The following is a 17,840-nucleotide window of genomic DNA, read 5'->3' on the forward strand; positions in this document are numbered from 1 at the left end:
CGATATCGGGCACCACTCGATGTCGACAGCTGCCACTCGATACCACTCGATGCCAGGAGGTGCTTGTCATGACGGTCCAAGAGCTGCCCGGCGCGGCCGCCTACCGGCCCACGCCGCCCCCGGCCTGGAAGCCGCTCACCGACCCCGCGCCGCTGCTCCCGGACCCCGAGCCGTTCCGCGTGCTCGGTACGGCTGCCGCGGCCGACGCAGACCCCGAGCTGCTGCTGCGGCTCTACGCCGAACTGGTGCGTGGCCGGCGGTACAACACCCAGGCGACGGCCCTCACCAAGCAGGGCAGACTCGCCGTCTACCCGTCGAGCACGGGGCAGGAGGCCTGCGAGATCGCGGCAGCCCTGGTGCTGGAGGAGCGGGACTGGCTCTTTCCCAGCTACCGCGACACGCTCGCAGCCGTGGCGCGGGGCCTTGACCCGGTCGAGGCACTGACGCTGCTGCGTGGCGACCGGCACACCGGCTACGACCCGCGCGAGCACCGCATCGCCCCGCTCTGCACCCCGCTTGCCACCCAGTTGCCGCATGCCGTGGGCCTGGCACACGCGGCGCGGCTCAAGGGCGACGACGTGGTCGCCCTCGCCATGGTCGGCGACGGCGGCACCAGCGAGGGCGATTTCCACGAGGCGCTGAATTTCGCGGCCGTCTGGCGTGCCCCGGTCGTCTTCCTCGTACAGAACAACGGCTTCGCCATCTCCGTACCGCTGGCCAAGCAGACCGCGGCACCGTCCCTGGCGCACAAGGCCGTGGGGTACGGGATGCCGGGCCGGCTGGTCGACGGCAATGACGCGGCCGCCATGCACCAGGTGCTCTCCGAAGCGGTCGAGCGGGCCAGGAGCGGCGGCGGACCGACGCTCGTGGAGGCAGTCACCTACCGCATGGACGCGCACACGAACGCCGATGACGCGACCCGCTACCGCGTCGACAGCGAGGTCGAGGCGTGGCGGGCACACGATCCGGTCCAGCTCCTGGAGCGCGAGCTGACCGGGCGCGGGCTGCTCGGCGACGACGGCATCGAGGAGGCGCGGGAGGCCGCCGAGCGGATGGCGGCCGGACTGCGCGAGCGGATGAACGCGGACCCGGTGCTCGACCCGATGGATCTCTTCACCCACGTATACGCGGAGCAGACCACGCAGCTGCGTGAGCAGGCAGCCCGCTTGCGTGTCGAGCTGGACGCGGAGAGCGACCAGCACGGCGCGGACGACAGAGGAGCAGGGCGATGACCACCGCAGCGGCCACGGCCGGAGAGCGGACGGCGAAGGCCAAGCCCGCCACCATGGCGCAGGCACTCGGGCGCGCGCTGCGCGACTCGATGGCCGAGGACCCCTCGGTGCACGTACTCGGGGAGGACGTCGGGACGCTCGGCGGAGTCTTCCGGATCACGGACGGCCTGGCGAAGGAGTTCGGCGACGACCGCTGCACGGACACCCCGCTGGCCGAGGCCGGCATCCTCGGGGCGGCCGTCGGCATGGCGATGTACGGGCTGCGGCCGGTCGTGGAGATGCAGTTCGACGCCTTCGCCTATCCGGCGTTCGAGCAGCTCATCAGTCACGTCGCCAAGATGCGGAACCGGACCGGGGGCGCCATGCCCCTGCCGATCACGGTCCGGGTGCCGTACGGCGGCGGAATCGGCGGCGTCGAGCATCACAGCGACTCCTCGGAGGCGTACTACATGGCGACCCCGGGTCTCCATGTCGTCACGCCCGCCACGGTCGACGACGCCTACGGACTGCTGAGGGCCTCGATCGCCTCCGACGACCCGGTGGTCTTCCTGGAGCCCAAGCGGCTCTACTGGTCGAAGGCGGACTGGTCGCCCGCGGCGCCCACAGCCGTGGAGCCCATCGGGCGGGCCGTCGTGCGCCGGCCCGGGCGCAGCGCGACGCTGATCACGTACGGGCCGTCCCTGCCGGTGTGCATGGAGGCCGCGCAGGCCGCGGTCGAGGAGGGCTGGGACCTCGAAGTCGTCGATCTGCGGTCGCTGGTGCCGTTCGACGACGAGACGGTGGCCGCGTCCGTGCGGCGGACCGGCCGCGCTGTCGTCGTCCATGAGTCCACCGGTTTCGGCGGTCCGGGCGGCGAGATCGCGGCCCGGATCACCGAGCGCTGCTTCCACCATCTGGAGGCGCCGGTGCTGCGTGTCGCCGGTTTCGACATCCCCTATCCGCCGCCGATGCAGGAGCGACACCACCTGCCGGGCGTGGACCGGGTGCTCGACGCCGTCGCACGGCTGCAGTGGGAGGCGGGGAACTGATGGCCCAGGTGCTCGAATTCAAGCTTCCGGATCTCGGCGAGGGACTGACCGAGGCCGAGATCGTGCGCTGGCTGGTGGAGGTCGGCGATGTCGTCGCCATCGACCAGCCGGTCGTCGAGGTGGAAACGGCCAAGGCGATGGTGGAGGTGCCTTGTCCGTACGGGGGCGTGGTGACCGCACGGTTCGGCGAGGAGGGCAAGGAACTTCCGGTCGGGGCACCCCTTTTGACCGTCGCGGTCGGGTCGGTGGAGGGGCCCGGCAGCACGGCGGAAACCGGTTCCGGTACGGGGACCGCCGAGCCGGAGCCGTCCGGGTCGGGCAACGTGCTCGTCGGGTACGGGACCGGCGCACCGCCGGTCCGCCGCAGGCGGGTCCGTCCTGAGGGGCTCACGGGGCCGGCCACTGTCGCAGCTCCCATCTCCCCCGTTTCACCCGTCGCCCCCATCTCGCCCGTCTCCGCCGTCTCGCCAGTCCCCTCCGTCGTTCCTGGCGCATCCCAGCCTGCTGCCGCCGCGGCTGCGGGCTCCGCCTCCGGTGTGGTTCCGGATGGCGTGCCGGGGCCGGTTGCCGTCGTGTCCCCGTTGGTGCGCAAGCTGGCGCGGCAGCACGATCTCGACCTCCGGCAGCTCGTCGGCTCCGGACCCGACGGGCTGATTCTGCGGGCGGACGTGGAGTCCGCCATCCACTCAGGCGCCGTGACGGCACAGGCGGCGGCGGTGACGGCCGAGGCGCCGGCACAGCCCGCAGGCGAACGGGTTCCGTTGCGCGGTGTACGGGGCGCGGTCGCCGACAAGCTGACGCGCAGCCGGCGCGAGATCCCGACGCCACCTGCTGGGTGGACGCCGATGCCACCGAGCTGATGGCAGCCAGAGCGGCGATGAACAGCGCCGGTGGTCCCGGCGCCGGGCCCAAGGTGTCGGTGCTCGCCCTGCTTGCCCGAATCTGCACGGCCGCCCTGGCCCGGTACCCCGAACTCAACTCCACGGTGGACCAGGAGGCACGTGAGATCGTGCGGCTGCCCGGGATCCACCTCGGCTTCGCGGCCCAGACGGAGCGGGGGCTGGTCGTCCCGGTCGTACGGGATGCGCAGGCGCGCAACGCGGAGTCGATCGGCGCGGAGATCACCCGGCTCACCGAGGCCGCCAGGACGGGGACGCTGAAGCCGGCGGAGCTGACCGGCGGCACGTTCACGCTCAACAACTACGGCGTGTTCGGCGTCGACGGATCCACCCCGATCATCAATCACCCGGAGGCCGCGATGCTCGGCGTCGGCCGGATCGTGCCCAAGCCATGGGTGCACGAGGGCGAGCTGGCCGTGCGGCGGGTGGTCCAGCTCTCGCTGACCTTCGACCACCGGGTCTGCGACGGCGGCACGGCGGGCGGCTTCCTGCGCTACGTGGCCGACTGCGTGGAACAGCCTGCGGTACTCCTGCGCACGCTGTAGGCACCAGTCGTCGGGGCTCCCAGCGGCGTGTGCCGGCGCTGGCGGGGGCCCGGGGCGGCCGCCTTGCGCCGAGGGAGGTGCGGGCCGGCTGGACTTGTGCCGACGGCTTTGAGCGAGGCCAGCCTTGCGCCGGCGGAGGTGCGGGGAGCGCTGGCGGAGGTCCAGGGCGGCTGGCCCGGCACGGCGCGGAGGCCGTCGGGCGGGCGTGGAGGGCGGTTGGTCCAGTGCGCCTGCGGGCTGGACGGCTTGGCACGTCGGGCGGCCTGGCAGTGAGCGGCTGGCACGTCGGTCGGTCCGGCGCGGTGGGCGGCTGGGTGTCGGGGAGCAGGCTTGTCCAGGGGCATCCGGCTTGTCGAAGGGCAGCTGGTCGGCTCGTCACCAAGGTGGACGGTCGGCTCGTCGCACGGCAGCCGGTCGGCTAGTCAGCCGGCGACCGGCCGGCAGCTCGTAGGTGAGAGGCGCGAGGCGAGAGCTGCGAGGCGGTTCGCAGGTCGGGAGCACCGCGACTCTTCCGGTGTTCCCCGTTGCCGTTCCCCGTTCCCCGTTGCCGTTCCCCGTTCCCCGTTCCCCGTTCCCGTTCACGGTTCTTCCGGTCCCTATTTCCGTTCCGCGTTGATCCACGGGATTGCGGACGGGCAGATCCGCCGGGCCGGGGGGCACGCATACTCGGGGCATGACCGCGTATGACGCCATCGTTCTTGCCGGAGGTGCCGCCAAGCGGCTCGGCGGCACCGACAAGCCCGGCCTCCGGATCGGGGGCCGGGCGCTGCTCGACCGCGTGCTCGCGGCTTGCGCCGAGGCGGGGACCACCGTGGTGGTGGGGGGCCGCCGGCCCACCGTGCGTGCCGTGACCTGGACCTGCGAGGAGCCTCAGGGCGGCGGTCCGCTGGCCGCGCTCGGTGCCGGGGTGCGGCACACAACGGCGGAGCGCGTGCTCGTGCTCTCCGCCGATCTGCCGTTCCTGGGGGCGGACACGGTCGAGTCGCTGCTGGCCGCCGCAGGTCAGGGGGGCGTGGAGGGTGCCCTCTGCGCCGATCAGGACGGCCGCGACCAGCCGCTGGTGGCTGTCTATCGTGCGGAACCCCTGCGCCGTGAACTGGCGCTGCTCGCCACGGAGCACGGCGGTCTCGCCGGACTGCCCCTGCGGCTGTTGACGCACGAGCTGCGGCTTTCCCGGGTGGTGGCGGATCCGCTCGCATCGTTCGACTGCGACACCTGGGAAGACATCGCTTCGGCCCGGGCCCGGATCAGAGAACATGGGACCGTGCTGGACGAATGGATCACCGCAGTCAAGAACGAACTGGGCATCGAACTCGACGTCGACACCGGCGTCCTGCTCGACCTCGCCCGTGATGCCGCCCACGGCGTCGCCAGGCCTGCCGCGCCCCTGACGACTTTCCTGGTCGGCTACGCGGCGGCGCAGGCGAGCAGCGGCGGGGGTGGACCCGAGGCAGTGGCCGAGGCGGCCCGCAAGGCCGCCGCGCTCGCACTCCGGTGGGCGGACGAGACAGAGACGCCATGACGGGCCGCGGCGGCAGCACCGGGCGGCCCCCGGCGAGGGACCCGGCAGCTGAGGCGCCCGTCGGGGCAGCCGGCCAAGCGCCCAACCGTGCGACTGGAAGGGGCCGGGCTGCAGGGCCCGTGAGCGGCCAGTCGCGTACGGAGCACCTGTCCGGAGGGGAGAGCCCGCCGCCGCGGTAGGGCGAACCGTCGTCGAGGGCCGGGCCGGCGCTGATAACCCGGCTGCCAAGAACCCCACCACCCCGAGAACCTCACCGCCGAGACGACCCCCATCGAAGAAACGACCCCCGCCGCCGAAGTGACCCACACCGCCGATGGGACTCGCGTCGCCGAAGCGACCCGCGGTGCCTCTGCCGCTCGCGCGACCACGGACGGCATCAACGGGGCCGCTGACACCCGCGCGACCACGGACGATGCCCGAGCCGCCGAGGCCGCGGCCGACGAGGAGCGGGCCGTGCAGCAGGCTCTCGCGCTGGTCGGCCGCCAGTCCCCCCGCGATCTCAGGCCCGATGGGCCTGGCCGGTCGCGGCCCGAGGGCCAATCGCGGTCCGAGGTCCCTGGACGGTCGCGGGACCGGCCACCCGCGTCGGACCCGTTCCGCGCCGACCCCAACGGCTCCTCGCGCAGCGCCGTCCGAAGTGCCACGGACGACCAGCCCTCCCCGCACGGCGCCTCCCCGCAGGGCTCCTCCCCGCACGGCGCCTCCCCGCAGGGCTCCTCACTGCACGACCCGTCCCCGGACGAACAGCCTTCCCCGCTCGACCAGCCTTCCCCGCGCGACCGGCGACGCACCCGCGCGACCCCTTGGCGTGAGGCCCGTGCTGTCGCGGCGGATGCAGGCCGTGGGGTTCCGCCGCGCATGGCGCACCGACCCCTCGATCACGCACTCGGACACGTGCTCGCCGAGCCCCTTGCCGCGCTCACCGATCTGCCGTCCTTCGACACCTCCGCCATGGACGGCTGGGCCGTCGCCGGTCCGGGGCCCTGGAGCATCCGGGAGAGCGCGGGCATCCTGGCCGGCCATGCCGCTCCGAGCCCGCTTCCCGACGGCGAGGCCGTGCGCATCGCCACGGGCGCCCGCATCCCCGCGGACGCCACCGCCGTGATCCGCAGCGAGCACGCCCACGCCGACGAGGGCAAGGCGCAGTTGTACGCGCAGCGACAGGTCAGCCCCGGACAGGACATCAGGCCGCGCGGACAGGAGTGCCGTTCCGGCGAGCAACTCCTGCCCGCCGGGGCTCTGGTGACGCCGGCGGTCCTCGGGCTGGCCGCAGCCGCCGGATATGACCAGCTGCTCACCCGCCCCCGGCCGCGCGTCGACGTCCTCGTTCTGGGCGACGAACTGCTGACGGCCGGGCTGCCCCATGACGGGCTGATCCGCGATGCGCTCGGGCCGATGATCGGGCCGTGGCTGCGGGCGCTGGGTGCGGAGGTTTCCGCCCCACGACGCCTGGGTGACGATGCGGAAGCTCTGCGGCAGGCGCTGCTGACGTCCGAGGCCGACCTGGTCATCACCACCGGCGGCACCGCCGCGGGGCCCGTCGATCATGTGCACCCGGTCCTCGCCGGGATCGGCGCCGAGCTGCTCGTCGACGGAGTCGCCGTGCGCCCAGGGCACCCCATGCTGCTCGCCCGGCTCAGCGCCGGGGGGCCGTACCTCGTGGGCCTGCCCGGCAACCCGCTGGCTGCGGTGTCCGGGCTGCTCACGCTCGCCGAGCCGTTGCTCAGCGGGCTGGCCGGGCGGGCCTCGGAGGAGCTCTACCGGGTTGCGGTACGAGAAGACGTACACGGCCATCCGCATGACACGCGACTGGTCCCCGTGGTCCATCGTGCAGCCGGTGCACGCGAGTTCAGTCACCGCGGCGGGGCCGGAACCGGGGGCGGGGCAGACCACGTCGTACCCCTGCATTACAACGGTCCCGCCATGTTGCGCGGGATCGCCGCCGCGGACGGGCTGGCCGTCGTGGAGCCGGGCGGGGTACGGTCCGGCACCGAGGTGGAGATCCTCGATCTACCGTGGGCCTCGGCGACGCCGTGGACTGAAGGGTGTTTCACGTGAAACTTCCCGGCCATGACGCGATGGCCAGGCGCGCCGACGAGCATGTCGTACCCACCCGGGTGATGCTCCCGCGCCGGGTCGTCGACGGACCGGCTCGACAGGTCGCCAAGCGGCTGATGATGGCTCTGATGGTGCTGGCCGCCACGGTGCTGATCGTCTGGGTCGACCGTGGGGGTTACCACGATGCGGCTGACGGCAAGGTCGACTTCCTGGACGCGCTCTACTACGCGACGGTCACCCTCTCGACCACCGGGTACGGCGACATCACCCCGTACAGCGACGTTGCCCGGCTCACCAATGTGGTGTTCGTGACACCGCTGCGCGTGCTCTTCCTCATCATCCTGGTCGGCACCACTCTTGAGGTCCTCACGGAGCGGACCCGGGAGGACTTCCGGCTGAAGCGTTGGAGAACCAACTTGCGTGACCACACCGTTGTCGTCGGCTTCGGCACGAAGGGCCGTTCGGCCATTCAGACCCTCTGCGCCACCGGCCTGAGCAAGGACCAGATCGTCATCGTCGACCCTGCGTCCAAGGTGATAGAGATCGCCAACGCCGAGGGGTACACCGGAGTGCTCGGTGACGCGACGCGCAGCGATGTGCTGCTGCGGGCCGAGCTGCAGAAGGCACGCCAGATCATCATCGCCACCCAGCGCGACGACACAGCGGTCCTGGTGGCCCTGACCGCTCGCCAGCTCAACCGTGGCGCGAAGATCGTCGCCGCGGTGCGCGAGGAGGAGAACGCCCCGTTGCTGCGGCAGTCGGGCGCCGACGCAGTGATCACCAGCGCCAGTGCGGCGGGACGGCTGCTCGGTCTCTCCGTGCTCAGCCCCAGCGCGGGCACGGTCATGGAGGACCTGATCCAGCAGGGCAGCGGGCTCGATCTCGTCGAACGGCCGGTGATAAAGGCCGAGGTAGGCAAGAACGTCCGGGAGACCGGCGACCTCGTGGTCAGCGTCCTGCGCGGTCACCGGCTCCTCGGTTACGACGACCCGGCGGCCAGTCCTCTGCAGTTGACGGACCGGCTGATCACCATCGTGCGGGTCACGAACGACCCGCCCATGAACCACAACCCGCAGGCCGCTCCACGCCCCTGAACCCCGCGCCCATACGCCGCCGCGGTCATTCCGGAGCCGGCCCCGCCAGCACGTGAGGCGCATCCGCACACCGACCTGGTCCAACGAGTCGTCGGGCAGCCACCGTCCGCACCGAATCCCCGACCGAATCCCCGACCGAATACCCCCACCGAACCCGCGCTCCGACACCCCCCGCACCAAATCCCCCGCACCGACACCGCCCCTCCCCGAGCGAACCGGCGCCGCACCAACCGCGCTTCACGGGTGTCCGCACAGCACGGAGTAGCCTCGCGGCCATGCATGCGATCACGATCCCCGAACCCGGTGGCCCCGAGGCGCTCGTCTGGGCCGAGGTGCCCGATCCCGTACCCGGCGAGGGCGAGGTCCTCGTCGATGTCGTCTCCAGCGCGGTCAATCGTGCGGATGTGCTGCAGCGGCAGGGCTTCTACAACCCGCCGCCCGGCTCGTCCCCGTACCCGGGCCTGGAGTGCGCGGGCCGGATCTCGGCCATCGGCCCCGGCGTCACCGGCTGGTCGGTCGGCGACGAGGTGTGTGCGCTCCTGGCAGGCGGGGGTTACGCGGAGAAGGTCGCCGTTCCCGTCGGTCAGCTGCTCCCCGTACCGGCGGGGCTGGACCTCGTTCTTGCCGCGGCACTGCCCGAGGTGACGTCGACCGTCTGGTCGAACGTGTTCATGGTGGCCCACCTGCGCCCCACCGAGACACTGCTGGTGCACGGTGGCTCCAGCGGCATCGGCACGATGGCGATCCAGCTGGCCAAGGCGATCGGCGCCCGGGTCGCGGTGACCGCCGGCGGGCCGGGCAAGCTGGCGCGCTGCGAGGAGCTCGGCGCGGACATCCTGATCGACTACCGGCAGCAGGACTTCGTCGAGGAGATCAAGAAGGCGACGGACGGGGCGGGCGCGGACGTCATCCTCGACATCGTCGGCGCGAAGTACCTGGACCGGAATGTGCAGGCGCTCGCCGTCAACGGCCGGCTCGCGATCATTGGTCTCCAGGGCGGGACCAAGGGAGAGCTCAATCTGGGTGCCCTGCTGACCAAGCGGGCCGCCGTCACGGCGACCTCGCTGCGTGGGCGCCCGCTCGCCGAGAAGGCCGCGATCGTCGCAGCCGTACGCGAGCATGTCTGGCCCCTCATCGCCGACGGGGTCGTGCGGCCGGTGGTGGACCGTACGCTGCCGATGTACGACGCCGCGGAGGGGCACCGGGTGATGGAGTCCAGCACACACATCGGCAAGGTGCTCCTGCAGGCTCCCGCGACCGCCTGAGCCCGGCCGCGACTGCCTGGGCCCGGCGCGGGCTCCTGCAGGCTCCTGCGACCGCCTGAGCCGGCGCGACTGCCTGAATCCCCCGACGGGAACCGCACGAGAACCCCGTAAGCGAAGGGGACGCCATACGCCAAGGGCCCGGCACACGAAGATCGTGTGCCGGGCCCTTCGGGCGTGACCGCTAGGTGTGCGTGAGTGCGAGCGTGCGGGCAGGTCCCGGACTACAGGTACGGGCCGGAGCGAATCGCTCCGTGCGGGTCCGCGCCTCCGCCGTCCTCCTCCTCGTGCCCGCTGCCGGGCGGCAGGGCGCGACGCATCTGCTCCAGCTGCGCCCGCGCCGCCATCTGCTGGGCGAACAGCGCGGTCTGGATGCCATGGAAGAGGCCCTCCAGCCAGCCCACCAACTGGGCCTGCGCGATCCTCAGTTCCGCCTCGGAGGGCACCGAATCCTCGGTGAACGGCAGGGACAGCCGCTCCAGCTCCTCCACCAGCTCCGGTGCGAGGCCGTCCTCCAGCTCCTTGACCGAACTGGCGTGGATGTCCTTGAGGCGCACCCGGCTCGCCTCGTCGAGAGGAGCCGCCCTTACCTCCTCCAGGAGCTGCTTGATCATGCTGCCGATGCGCATGACCTTCGCGGGCTGTTCGACCATCTCCGTCACCGGGACCTCACGCGACTCGTCGTCAGTGCCACCGCCGCCGATCGCCATTCCGTCCTGTCCCACTACGAGGACTTGGGGGTGCTCCTGCGACCGTTCATTCCTCGGCATCTCCATGCCGTCCATTGTCTCGCACACGTGCCGTACAACACGGTGGTGCCCCCGGAAACGCGTGATCCACCGTTTTCGGGGGCACCGAACGCCGCGGCGCGGGCGGTCAGCCCGTCGCCGGAGCCTTCCGCCGGGTCACCCGGCGCGTCGCGCCAGCGTCAGCCGTGACCGGGTGAGCAGCGCCGCGAGCGCCCCGGCCAGCAGCGGGACGACGACGGCCAGCAGCCCGATGGTCTCCCAGGGCACCACGATCGGGGTGTAAGCGGATTCCATGGGGGACATCCGCATCTCCCGCAGCGCGTTGCGCAGGTCGATCAGGCGCAGCGCCACCGCGGGCACCAGCCCCGCCCCCGTACCGAGCAGCACCCCGGTGAGCGCCACCACCAGGCACTGGAACCCCGACAGGCTCCGGCGTACCCGCAGGGGCGCGCCCACGGCGCTGAGGGTGGTCAGGTCGGCCTCCGCGTCGGCCTTGGCCAGCCCGGTCGTGATCGCGGCCGCGCCCAGGGTCACCACTCCGGCGAACAGCGTCAGGACCAGCATCATGATGTCCTCGCGGTCCCGGGACCCGGCGGCGGCCTGCACGTAGACGCCGCCTCCGGCCTGCTCGAGCGCGGCCGAGGTCCGCTGCTCCTCGGCATCCGTCGGCGGGCGGGAGACGGAGTACACACTGCCGTACAGCGCGGTGTGCAGGCCGATCCGCTGCGCGCTCCTCTCCGGCATGATCATCCGGATCCCGGGGGTCTCGGCGTACTTCGCGTCCGCGACGTACACCTTCATCCGGTCGGTCGTCCGCCGGGCCGGGCCGGGGTGCCGTGCGCGGTTCTTCTTGTCCTTCTCGCTGTACCGGTGGACGGACTTCAGGGTGACCTCGCCGTCCTTCGCGTATGCCCGGTTGAGCAGTACGGGGGTGCCCGCGGCCAGTGCCGCGGCGGCGGCCGGGTCGTCGAGCTTCACGTAGGTCTTCAGCAGTGCCGCGTCACCGACGACGATGTTGCTCCCGCCGCTGCCGAACGTGCCCATGGTGTAGCGCTCGTCCAGGCAGGCGGGGGAGTGCATCATGCTGCGGTGTTCCTCGGCGGTGAGCCGTGCGGCGAGCTCCTTGGCCCCCTTGGTGTTGAGCGGGCAGGTGTGTCCCTTGCCGGTGGGCTTGACCAGTTCCATCGAGCCGCAGCTGTCGTCGTCCTCGTAGTAGACGTTGCAGTCGCTGCCCGCCCAGACCCGCGAGACATCGGCGGGCCTGCCGGTGGCTGCCATGTTCTGTTCCACGGCCGCCCGCGCCAGCGGTAGCCGCTCGACGCTCTTCTCGTCCGTGGTGTAGAGCACGACCGACTTCTCACCGAGCATCGGCGTGTACTCGTAGTCCGACTCGGCCATCTTGCTGGACATGAACGTGGCGACGGCCACCGATCCCGCGACCGCGGCCATGATCGCCGCGACCGCCGGAGCGGTCCGCCCGCGGTTGCGGGCCGCGTCGCGCAGCGCCATCCGGGGCGAGAGCGGGAGCCTGCGGCCGAGCCGGCCCAGCAGCCCGACGATCACCGGGATGCAGGCGAGCAGTCCGAGTTCGGCGACGACCGAGCCGCCGGCGACCAGCGTGGACCTGCCGCTGACACCGCCGTAGACGGCGACGGCGACGCCGACGGCCAGCGCGCAGGAGCCCACCACGGGCAGTACCCGGGAGCTGCGGCGCACGCCCCGCCGTCCGGTGAGCGACTCCAGGACCGACTGGCGGCTCGCCACGACCGCCGGGGCGAACGCCGCCAGCAGTCCGGTGACCAGCCCGATCGCGGCGACGGCCAGCAGTTCCTTCGGATGCAGCGAGAGCGAGCCGAACCGCTGTCCGGCCTGGTCCTCGATCATCGGCCGGAACACCACGGTCAGCAGCAGCCCGGCCGCCACTCCCACGACCGCGCCGACGCCGCCGAGCACCAGCCCGCCGGAGAGCACCACGGCCCGTACGTGACGCCGGTCCCCGCCGCAGGTGCCGACGAGTCCGAGCTGACGGCGGGAGCGGCGCGCACCGACGGCGAAGGCCGGTCCGGCGAGCAGCACGATCTCCAGGACCGCCATGGCCACCACCGTGACGAGGGCCGCGCTCAGCTCGGTGGAGCCGCTGCTCATGGTGTTGCTGCCCAGCCTCCGGGTCAGCGGGACCTCGGAGTCCGGCGGCGGGTCCAGGACGACCTGGCGGGAGACGACGAGGGCGCCCTTCTTGTTGGCCGCCATCACCTCGGGCCAGCTGACGCCCTGCGCGCCGGACGCCTTCACCAGCCAGGTCGTCTCGCCCGCGTTCGGCGGCAGCACCTTCTTGTCGTGGGCGGCGGTGGCCTTCCACGGGGCGATGACCGCGCCCGGGTCGGCGTAGAGCGCCTTGACCTCCAGGTCGTCCGGCTGCTCGACGGCGCCGGTGATGGTGTACTTCTGCTCCGGCCCGCGCAGGGTGGTCCGTGAACCGACGTGCAGCCCGGACGACTTCAGGAACGACTCGGTGGCGACGATCTCACCGGGGCCGTGCGGGAACGTGCCGTCGACGAGGTCGATCTTGCCGCGCGCCAGCCGGTCCGAGACCTGGAACTCGAAGATGTCGGTGTCCGTGATGCCGTAACCGGTGGTGACGCTCGCGGGCACCGACTGGATGCTGATGCCCCGCGCGCCCTGGGGGAACGCGGTCCGCAGGTCGAGTGCGGGCGCGTCCTCGGACGGCGGGGTGTCGCTGAGGCTGCCGTAGTTGTCCCCGTTGACCGACTGCTCCATCGGACCCGAGCCGGGGTCCTTGAACAGCGCGTCGGCCGCACCCATCTCGGCCGTCAGTTTCTCGGTCTCGGTCTGGGTGGCGCTGCGGTACGTGACATCGGCGGCCGTCACCCCGAGCACCGGCAGCGCGATCATCGCGACCACCAGCGCGCTGCGGCCCTTGGCCCGCATGGCGTCGCGGCGGGCTATCCGCAGGGCGGCGCGCCAGCCCGTGAAGACGCTCACTCGGCACTTCCGGCGGTCAGCAGCGAGTCGGCCCCGGCGGTCAGCGTCTGGTCGACGATCGAGCCGTCCCGCAGGAAGACGACCCGGTCCGCCCAGGCGGCGTAGCGGGGCTCGTGCGTCACCATCACACCGGCCGCACCCTGGTCGCAGCGGTTGCGCAGCAGCGCCAGGACGGCCTCGCCGGTCTCGGAGTCGAGCGCCCCGGTCGGCTCGTCGGCGAGCACCAGGCGCCGGTCCCCCACCAGCGCGCGGGCGATGGCGACGCGCTGCTGCTGGCCGCCGGACATCTCGTCCGGGAAGCGGTCGGCGATCTCCAGGAGGTTCATCTCCTCCAGCGCGGCACGCGCCTCCTTGCGGGCCTTGCGCACCGAGACACCGTCGAGTTCACGCGGCAGGGCGATGTTCTCGGCGGCGGTCAGGGCGGGGATCAGGTTGTAGTCCTGGAAGACGTAACCGACGCTGCGGCGGCGCAGCGCGGCCACGCCCTTGCGGCCGAGCGTGGCGATGTCCTGGCCCTCGATGACGACCTGGCCGGCTGTCGCGGTGTCGAGACCGCCGGCGATCGTCAGCAGGGTGGACTTGCCCGAGCCGGACGGACCCATCACGGCGACGAGCTCACCGGCGTGCACGGACAGGTCGATGCCGCGCAGGGCGTGCACCTCGGCGATGCCGGTGCCGTGGGTACGGGTGAGCGCGCGGAGTTCGAGCACCGGAGCATCCACCGACAGGGGCGGAGCGGCTGGGGACGGGGCGTGCAGGGACATGGCGGGTGGTTCCCCCTCGGAACGGTTCTGCGGTCGGTGGCGGTCGGTGGCGGACGGGCGACTGCGCGATGCGAAGTGTCGGGGCCGGGACCGCGATGCGGAGTGGCGGGGCCGGGACCTCGCCCGGAGCGCCCCGGCCGGCGGCCGTGGTTCAGCGGGCGAAAGGCCGGCTCAGCGGAACGAACAGTCGGCCCAGCGGTGCGGGACACCGCCGTTGAGCGAGCCGGTCTCCTGCCCGGCGGTGCGGGCGGGTGGCTCAGCGGTGGGTGGAGGCCCGGGTCAGCGGCCTGCGCGGAGCCGGGCGGTACGTGCGGGGCCGCGCGTGGACGTGTTCGGCTCCGGCTCCGTGGCGGCGGCCTCGGCGAGCCGGACCAGCCGGGACTCGCAGTGGTCCAGCCAGCGGGCCTCCGCCTCCGCCTGGAAGATCAGCTGTTCCAGTACGAGCAGCCAGGCGACCTCGTCGCGGTTGGCCGGCACATCGGTGAGGGCCTGCGCCTTGAGGCGCGTGTAGTCCTGCATCGCCTTCACCGTGTGGTGGCGCTGGGACTGGATGACGGCCCGGATGTCCACGCCCGGAGCGCCGACGGCCATGGCGAGCTTGATGGCCAGCTCGTCGCGGGGCGGGCTGCTGCGGTCGACCGGCGTCTCGAACCAGCTGCGCAGCTCGGCGCGACCGTCGTCGCTGATCGAGTAGAGGGCGTGGCCCTGGTCGTCCTCGCCGTCCTGGGCGACCAGGCCGTCGCGCTCCAGCCGGCTCAGCGTCGTGTACACCTGCCCGACGTTGAGCGGCCAGGTGGAGCCGGTGCGCGACTCGAATTCGGTGCGGAGCTGGGAGCCGTACCGCGGCCCCCGTTCCAGCAGGGCCAGCAGCCCGTGACGGATCGACATACTGAGTATGTATACCGAGTATGTTGCCGAACGCAAGTCTCCGGGGCCACCCGTGCGGCCGTGGAGCCGGTCGGTGCGCGAGGGTCAGTAGGTGCGGCGCATGCGGAGTGCGAGGAAGCCGAGACCCAGGCCGACCAGGGCGATTCCCACGCCGAGCGACACCCCCCGTACCTCTCGCGCCGCCGGTCCGCCGAGGGCCTGACGCGACTTCCGGCCGGCTTCGGCGGACGTGCTCGCATCGGGCGTCACGGCCGGCGCCACGGCGGGATCCGACGCGGCGGGTTCCTCCTCGGTCGGATCCATGGCGTCGTCCGCCTGTTCGATCTCCTCGGGCGTCAGCTCCCGTCCGGGCCGCGGCCGCCCTTCCCCGGCAGGCAGCCCCGCCAGCGGTGACTGCTCGTCCTCGGGGCGCGGTGATCCGGCGCTCGGCGAGGGCGATCCGTCGGTGGCGGACGGGGAGGCCGAGGCGGGTGACGCCTGGGGCGCGGGGTGGGCGGGCGCGGCCGACGGACCGGTGGACGCACCGGGGCCGTGCGGAGCGGCAGGACCGACGGAAGGCGGTACGGAGGGAGTGGCGGACGGCGCCTCGATGGACGGCGGCACGGCGGACGGGGGTGCGGAAGGTCCGGAGGCGGCGGAAGTCTCCGCGGACGCCCCGGGGGCCGCCGCAGGCAGCGGCGGCGCGAAGGCGCTGGCCGGCGCCGGGCCCCCGGCGGTCGCCCGCTGGTCCGCGTACGCCTGGCCACCCGTCACGGCCCCCAGCGCCGCGGCTGCCGTCATCGCCAGGCAGGCCACGCACCTTGAGGACCGCGAGGGGCGGTGTCCTGAAGCCATGCGATCAGCGTCACATGTGACGTTATGTCCGGCATCTCAGGTGGCGCGGATGGATGTCCCCCGGACCGGCGGCGCCGACGTAGCCCGGCACGGGCGGGGGGCCCTGGGGCCGAGCGAAAGACCTAGGCAGGGTCGCCCGTCGCGATGCGGAGCTCGAAGTGGGCACCCGTCTTGGGGACCGCGGTTCCGGAGGTGGGGAACTGGTCGATGATCTGGTCCTCGGCGTAGGCGTTCCCCGGCACCTTGATCTGCTTGATGGTCCAGCCCGCCGCGTCCGCGCAGGCCCGCGCGGAGAGGATGTCCTTGTAGAGGAAGTTCGGAGCGTCGACCTTGTTCGGGTCGTCGTTGTCCTCCATGGCGTCGGTGCAGTCCTCGGTCTTCATCGTCCGGTTCCGCTCCGGATCCTTGTGGTCGGCCGCCGGGGACTCGCTCGACGTGGTGTCGTCCTTGCCCGTGTCGTCGCCCTTCATCGAGAGCACCGTGATCAGGCCGCCGATCGCGATCAGGGCAACGACGATCGAGCCCACTATGACCGGCATGTTCCGCTTGGAGCCGCCGCCGCCCGCAGGGGAGGTCGTCGTGTGCGGCGAGACGGAGTAGGGCGGCGGGGTCTGCTGCTGCATCGGCGACATCGGCGCGGAGGTCTGGTACGCCGGGGCCGACTGCGGATAGCCGTACGAGGGGGCGGGCGTCGGCGGGCCGTAGGGGCCGGGCTGCTGCTGCGACTGGTACGGGCCGGGCTGGTACGGCGTCTGGACGTGCTGCGGTGCGGGGGCGGACTGGTCGACCGGCGGGAAGACCGCCGATCCCACACCCGAGCCGCTGTTCGCCGGTGCGCCGGCGCCGGCGACGATCACCGGGGCGCCCGTGTGCCCGCTCGCGCTCAGCACCCGCGTGATCTCGTCCTGCATCGCGGCGGCGCTCGGGAAGCGCTCGTTCGGGTTCTTCTTCAGCGCGCGGGCGACGAGCGCGTCCATCGCGGGGGTGAGCGACCGGTTGATCGTGGACGGCGCGACCGGCTCCTCCTGGACATGCGCGTACGCGATGGCCAGCGGCGAGTCCGCGTCGAACGGGATGCGCCCGGTCAGCAGCTGGAACAGCATGATGCCGACCGAGTACAGGTCGGAGCGCGCGTCCACCCCACGGCCAAGGGCCTGTTCGGGGGAGAGGTACTGCGGCGTGCCGACGACCATGCCGGTCTGCGTCATCGACGTGACGCCCGACTGCATGGCGCGGGCGATGCCGAAGTCCATGACCTTCACGACGCCGCGCTTGGTCACCATCACGTTGCCGGGCTTGATGTCGCGGTGGACCAGGCCCATTTCGTGGCTGGTGTCCAGGGCGGCCAGGACGTCGGCCGTCACCTTGAGCGCCTTCTCGGCCGGCATCGCACCGTGATTCGTGATGTCCGCCTGGAGAACGGAGCCGAGCGGCTGCCCCTCGACGTACTCCATGACGATGTACGGCATCAGCGCGCCGCCGAGCTCGTCCTCGCCGGTGTCGAAGACGGAGACGATGTTGGTGTGCTGCAGCTTGGCGACCGCCTGCGCCTCGCGCCGGAACCGCTCACGGAAGGACTGCTCACGGCCCAGTTCCGTGTGGAGCGTCTTGATGGCGACCTGCCGGTCGAGCGCGGAGTCGTACGCCAGATATACGGACGCCATCCCGCCTTCGCCGAGCAGGTCACGCAGCTGGTAGCGGCCGCCGGCGACCGAACCGCCCGCGTAGCGACCCTGGGCCCCTTGTGCGCCGTCCTGGCTCATGACTTACTTCCCCCTCGGGCGCGCTGCTCACGCGAAGATCCGTATTACGGGCCAAGTCTGCCCGAGGGGTACGACACGTCAAGCCAGGTGCCCGTTCCGTGACCCTACGCACAAGAAGCGTCTCGGAAGCGTTACAGGAACCGCATGTAATTTGCGCGGGTGGCGCGCCAGCCGGTTGGATGACCCGTCCCTCTCGAAA

The 17,840-nt window shown here is 72.2% G+C and carries 12 protein-coding genes and 1 pseudogene; 7 read left to right on the forward strand and 6 right to left on the reverse strand.

Annotation, left to right across the window (positions count from 1 at the left end):
* The first annotated feature begins 68 nt into the window (after positions 1 to 68).
* The 7 genes and pseudogenes from pdhA (at position 69) to LNW71_RS15465 (ending at position 9,643) form a co-directional block, all read left to right on the forward strand.
* Positions 69 to 1,232: a pyruvate dehydrogenase (acetyl-transferring) E1 component subunit alpha gene (pdhA, locus tag LNW71_RS15435; RefSeq protein WP_250968751.1), complete on the forward strand. Its 1,164-nt coding sequence runs from the start codon at positions 69 to 71 to the stop codon at positions 1,230 to 1,232.
* Positions 1,229 to 2,260 carry an alpha-ketoacid dehydrogenase subunit beta gene (locus LNW71_RS15440; RefSeq protein WP_250968752.1) on the forward strand — a complete coding sequence of 344 codons (1,032 nt, stop codon included), beginning with the start codon at positions 1,229 to 1,231 and terminating at the stop codon, positions 2,258 to 2,260. Before pdhA ends, LNW71_RS15440 begins: the two co-directional genes overlap by 4 nt.
* A pseudogene (locus LNW71_RS15445) lies at positions 2,260 to 3,704 on the forward strand (dihydrolipoamide acetyltransferase family protein). Before LNW71_RS15440 ends, LNW71_RS15445 begins: the two are co-directional and overlap by 1 nt.
* 673 nt (positions 3,705 to 4,377) lie before the next feature.
* Entirely contained in the window at positions 4,378 to 5,226 is an 849-nt protein-coding gene (locus tag LNW71_RS15450) for an NTP transferase domain-containing protein (protein WP_250968753.1), read from the forward strand.
* 375 nt (positions 5,227 to 5,601) lie between these two features.
* Positions 5,602 to 7,284, forward strand: coding sequence for a molybdopterin-binding protein (locus tag LNW71_RS15455; RefSeq protein WP_250972021.1), 1,683 nt, complete (start codon positions 5,602 to 5,604; stop codon positions 7,282 to 7,284).
* A 20-nt stretch (positions 7,285 to 7,304) separates the two neighbouring features.
* Positions 7,305 to 8,378: a potassium channel family protein gene (locus tag LNW71_RS15460; RefSeq protein WP_285802700.1), complete on the forward strand. Its 1,074-nt coding sequence runs from the start codon at positions 7,305 to 7,307 to the stop codon at positions 8,376 to 8,378.
* A 275-nt stretch (positions 8,379 to 8,653) separates the two neighbouring features.
* Positions 8,654 to 9,643, forward strand: a complete 990-nt coding sequence (locus LNW71_RS15465) for an NAD(P)H-quinone oxidoreductase (protein WP_250968755.1) — start codon at positions 8,654 to 8,656, stop codon at positions 9,641 to 9,643.
* 221 nt (positions 9,644 to 9,864) lie between these two features.
* Here LNW71_RS15465 and LNW71_RS15470 read toward each other — a convergent pair whose 3' ends face one another.
* The 6 genes from LNW71_RS15470 to LNW71_RS15495 all read right to left on the reverse strand — a co-directional run bounded on the left by LNW71_RS15470 (position 9,865) and on the right by LNW71_RS15495 (position 17,641).
* Positions 9,865 to 10,416 (reverse strand): bacterial proteasome activator family protein, encoded by a 552-nt coding sequence (locus LNW71_RS15470; protein WP_285802131.1) that lies wholly within the window; start codon positions 10,414 to 10,416, stop codon positions 9,865 to 9,867.
* 129 nt (positions 10,417 to 10,545) lie between these two features.
* On the reverse strand, positions 10,546 to 13,392 hold the full coding sequence (locus LNW71_RS15475; RefSeq protein ID WP_250968756.1) for an FtsX-like permease family protein: 2,847 nt from the start codon (positions 13,390 to 13,392) through the stop codon (positions 10,546 to 10,548).
* Entirely contained in the window at positions 13,389 to 14,156 is a 768-nt protein-coding gene (locus LNW71_RS15480) for an ABC transporter ATP-binding protein (RefSeq protein WP_250968757.1), read from the reverse strand. The genes LNW71_RS15475 and LNW71_RS15480 overlap by 4 nt, the downstream gene beginning before the upstream one ends.
* A gap of 279 nt (positions 14,157 to 14,435) precedes the next feature.
* Positions 14,436 to 15,044, reverse strand: coding sequence for a PadR family transcriptional regulator (locus LNW71_RS15485; RefSeq protein WP_250968758.1), 609 nt, complete (start codon positions 15,042 to 15,044; stop codon positions 14,436 to 14,438).
* A gap of 84 nt (positions 15,045 to 15,128) precedes the next feature.
* Positions 15,129 to 15,878, reverse strand: coding sequence for a hypothetical protein (locus tag LNW71_RS15490; protein ID WP_250968759.1), 750 nt, complete (start codon positions 15,876 to 15,878; stop codon positions 15,129 to 15,131).
* 122 nt (positions 15,879 to 16,000) lie between these two features.
* Positions 16,001 to 17,641, reverse strand: a complete 1,641-nt coding sequence (locus tag LNW71_RS15495) for a protein kinase (RefSeq protein WP_250968760.1) — start codon at positions 17,639 to 17,641, stop codon at positions 16,001 to 16,003.
* Positions 17,642 to 17,840: the final 199 nt, after the last annotated feature.

The organism is Streptomyces sp. RKAG290 (assembly GCF_023701695.1).
GTDB lineage: Bacteria > Actinomycetota > Actinomycetes > Streptomycetales > Streptomycetaceae > Streptomyces.